Source organism: Salmonella sp. 32010601201800023SM (genome assembly GCF_017572235.1).
Taxonomy (GTDB): Bacteria; Pseudomonadota; Gammaproteobacteria; order Enterobacterales; family Enterobacteriaceae; genus Salmonella; species Salmonella enterica.
The window spans coordinates 1-4409 of record NZ_JAGEQS010000016.1 but is presented as its reverse complement, the minus strand read 5'-3'; the positions used below and the strand labels follow the sequence as shown (position 1 = coordinate 4409).

General features: G+C 39.1%; 2 protein-coding genes and 1 pseudogene. 2 read left to right on the top strand and 1 reads right to left on the bottom strand.

Translation table 11 applies throughout. The features are described 5' to 3' along the window. Positions 1-24 precede the first annotated feature (24 nt). A complete protein-coding gene (locus J4617_RS22770; RefSeq protein ID WP_000969800.1) occupies positions 25-1611 on the top strand; it encodes a hypothetical protein in 1587 nt (528 codons plus the stop codon). Positions 1612-1698: 87 nt separating this feature from the next. Next, a pseudogene (locus tag J4617_RS22765) lies at positions 1699-2894 on the top strand (IS256 family transposase). Between the two features lie 43 nt (positions 2895-2937). On the opposite strand, the gene J4617_RS22760 reads toward J4617_RS22765, so the two are convergent. Next, positions 2938-4392, bottom strand: a complete 1455-nt coding sequence (locus tag J4617_RS22760) for a hypothetical protein (protein ID WP_001537448.1) — start codon at positions 4390-4392, stop codon at positions 2938-2940. Positions 4393-4409: the final 17 nt, after the last annotated feature.

Sequence of the window (4409 nt, the reverse complement as noted above, 5' to 3'; positions counted from 1 at the left end):
CATTAAGAAAGTTGGTCAAATAAAATGATGGAATTTAAAAAAAATTATTTTTGGCATGTATCTGTAATCATTATTGGCCTTGTCATTGGCTTAGTGCATCACATTTATATTTATCCGAATTTTTTTCACGCAGATTCAGCAGCATATCAAGTTTTAGCTTCAGCCATAAGAGATGAAGGGGTTTTACTTCCACATGATTTTTTCTACGGCAACCAACTTATTATGCTAAAAATAAGCCCATTCATAGCCTTAGCCAACTACATTGGTTTTTCAGGATATAAGGCTTATGCAATAGGCGGTGCAATAGCGATCTGCGTTTGGTTTTATATTTGCAATCTAATTATCTCTAAATATTGTGGAAATAAATATTTTTCACTTTTACTATCAACTTGCTTATTCATTCCGCTTGGTATGGATGATATTGATTTTTTACTTGGTCAGGAATCGCATCTTTCGAATGTAGTACTTTCTATTATGATATGCCTACCGGTTATCATATATATTCAAGAAAGCAAAAAGAGTTTTTTGTGTATTTCTGCCCTTGCTGTTATTCTAATGACTGCAGAGCAACCAATTAGAACTTTGATTATTATAGCACCTTTTATTTTATTCATACTGATTATATTCAGATCAAAAACTTCAGTTGTGTCAATGTTATCTATAGCTGTATCTTTTGTTATCGGCAAGATGGCAAATGATTATCTTTTAGGCAGACATTTCCCACTCAAGGTCGACTATTCTCAAGCATCGTTGTTAATATCTCCAGATAAAGCAATTGACAATCTTTTTATAATTTTAAAGTCAATCCTGGTGTACTCTTCATCCTCTAGCTTGGCTGTTGGAAGTAATGCAATAGGAATATTGACACCTTTCTACTTTATGGGCTTATTGTATATACTTTTATTTATTGCAACTATTGTATATGGCTTAAAAATATTTCTTCATATTTTGATTGATGGCAGAAAAACTAAAACCAGTATTTGTCGACTAGATCTGTTATGTGCATTGGGAGCTACAGGTTTTGTTTTAGGACTGCTACTTATATCATGCCTCAACCCAGAAGGGCGTCATATTTTCTGGGCAACTTGTATACTAAAAATTTCTGTATTTGCCACCATTTTTAAAATTTTTAAAAGTAATATAAAAAATAATGCATATACATATTCATTAACTATTGCAATGGCTATATGCATGTCAGCTATAGCACCAGTACTATATACAACAAAAGCAAAGCCTTTTAGTTACAATAAATCCAATATGAATTCAGAAATAAATAAAAAAATCATTTCAATTGTAAAGTCAACTGGAATAACATATATTTATGGAGAGGATTTTTGGAGAATGCAACTATTAAACTCGATTGATGCAGAAGTACACTCTTCTGAACTCACAGACGCTTATGATAAATTTGTAATTCCTAGAACATGGTTGTCCAGACCAAGTTGGTACTGCATTAATGGTGAGGTTTTATATTACACAAAAGATGGCAAGGCGGATAAAATAATAGAGTCAGAATTAAAGAGTAAAAACGGAAAAATATTGTATAACGGTGCGGAAGGGAAAATATGGTTAGGACCTGTAATATGGAGCACGCCTAAGTGGTGTAATTAACTATAATTCCGCCTCAGAGACTGTAATTTAAATTGTGTATCTGCCTGTTTTTGATATGTTCATTCCAACAACGGAGACAGGCAAATTATGGATGAAAATAAATTCAAAGTGCTGGCTGCTGAACTGGCTAAAGGCCTTAAAACCAAAGCCGATCTCAACCAGTTTTCCCGGATGCTGACGAAGCTTACTGTCGAAACTGCGCTCAATGCAGAACAGACCGACCATCCCGGGCATGAGAAAAACACGCACAATAAAGCTCAAACATCCGTAATGGCTACTCGTCAAAAATCCTGCTTTGCGGTGACGACGAGATTGAACTGAACACGCCGCGTGACCGTGAAAACACCTTCAAACCTCAGTTGATTAAGAAGAACCAGACGCGGCTCACACAGATGGACAGCCAGATTTTATCGCTGTATGTCAAAGGCATGATCACGCGCGAAATCTCCGCCACCTTCAAAGAAATTTACGACGCCGATGTGTCGCTCACATTGATATCTAAAGTCACAGATGCCCTAAAAGAGCAGGCTACGGAGTGGCAAAACCGGTAACTGGATGCGCTGTATCCCATCGTTTACATGGGCTGCATTGTCGTAAAAATCCGTCAAAATGACAGCGTCATAAACAGAACTGTCTTCCTGGCGCTGGGTATCAACACCGAAGGCCAGAAAGCGCTGCCGGGTAGGTGACTGACCGAAAATGAAGGCGCAACATTCTGGCTGAATGTGCTGGCGGAGCTGAAAAATCGTGGTTTTCAGGACATCCTGATTGCCTGTGTGGACGGCCTGAAAGACTTTCCGGATGCGATAAACAGCGTCTATCCGCAGACCCATATCCAGCAGTGCATCATCCATATGGTACGTAGCAGCCTGAAATACGTGTCCTGGAAAGACTACAAGGCGGTCACCAGTGGTCTGAAGACGGTTTACCGAAGAGGCGGCGTTGATGATGCTGAATGTGTTCGCGGGCGTGTGTGACGACAAATACCCGCAGATCAGCAAAAGCAGGCGTGCGCACTGGGAAAACCTGAACACATTCTTCAGCTACCTGCCGGATATCCGCCAGGCGATCTACACCACAAACGCTATCGAATCACTGAACAGTGTGATCCGGGCCGAGATAAGAAATGCAAGGTATTCCCGGGAGACGACTCAGTGTGGAAGGTTATTTATCTGGCGATCAAAGATGTCTCAAAAAAGTGGAGTATGCCGATCCAGCACTGGCGGCTGGCAATGAGTCGTTTTATTATTGAGGTCGGTGACCGCCTGAGCGATCACCTTTAATACAGTGGCAGTTACACAGAATTATGGACAGGCTCCTTGTTGACTACTCTATAACAATCCTTGCATCATCATAGTAAATTATATATGCGTTATCAATCTCTTTTATATGCCCTTCCCGTCCATACTGGTTTAATATCTTATCAATATCATGCTTGAACTCTGTGACGATATATCTTGATTTAAAACCGTACCATGCTTTATTGGACAGCCAGTTTAACCTAACCGCTTTGTTTTCATCAGTAAACGTGATTGGCCTTACGTCTCCGTTTTTAAACAGAGTCACGGCAGACGCAACCCAGTATGTGCCGTAACCATCACCGAGGTTATTATCACGAACAAAGTTACTAATATCTTGTACTCTCGAATTCGGTAGTTCGTATCTTCCGCTTGGGATGAAAATAAAAATCAGTATGATAGTTGAAGCAAAAGCATAGAGTCTTTGATCGGCTTGTGAATTTAGATAACGTGCAATTAGAGCGGATCCAGTAATAAAAGAGAAAACCAGATACCTTGTAGTGCCAAGGTCTACAGGCATGTTACTTGCTACATATGCGGCTGGTAGCAATACTGAGGAAATGGATAATGCAGTATCAACAAACGACGCTTTAAACCTGTTTTTGATAGCTACAACTAAAAGAGCTAACCAAAATATCATCACTGCAAATCTACTAAATATCATCGCATTGCTTGCAGAAAGCTGTTTTCCGAAAATGAAGGCGTCGAAATACTGGATGATGCCAACAATGAAAAGATTGAGGTTAGATGGTATATTCTCGTAATTAACAAATGCTGGAGGTTGAGTCCCGGGGGTGTTTAGTAGACCAAAATAATTTGCCACTAAAGCAAGAAACTTTGCTATGACAACGCCAACAATAACTGCAAATACATAGCGCCACTTGCTAAAATCTTTGTTTATCAATACATGAACAACAAAAGTAACAACTATCGGTATAGTGATATAGTAGTTGAATATCGAGTCACTGAATACAGATGCAGCAGTGAGAGTCGTGACGCTTGTCAGTTTAATTGTTGTATGTTTATCATACCTAAGCATATTTAAGCACACCAGAGCAAATATGATAGTTCCTACATGTACACATGTCTCTAGTGTCATGGTTGACGCCATAGGAGATGAAATGATTACGCATGGAATTAGCGCTGCGATTGACCACTTCATTTTCCCATCTGTATGTGACAGAGCAAAGGCCAGCATAATAGTAATCGTGTAGAATACGGCTGGTAACACATACATCAGGTATATACTGTCACCAAAAACCCTGATTACTATCATATACCATATCGCCTCAGTGAAATAAAACGATACAGTAGAAAGAGTCCATCCTCGTAGCAGAATGTTTCCATCCGCCATATCTTTTGCTTCTAAAAATAAAGATGCTCCATCAGATGTAACTGGGTTATTGAAGGAAATATAAAGGCAAAGCGCGAAAACGCATAATGAGAATATCAAATATAAAGCCACCGTGCTTTTATTTAACACTATTCTTCCCCTTCAAA

Bases quoted from the DNA above. Each gene is read 5' to 3' on its own strand.
- J4617_RS22770 (WP_000969800.1), top strand. From the start codon at position 25: ATGATGGAATTTAAAAAAAATTATTTTTGGCATGTATCTGTAATCATT.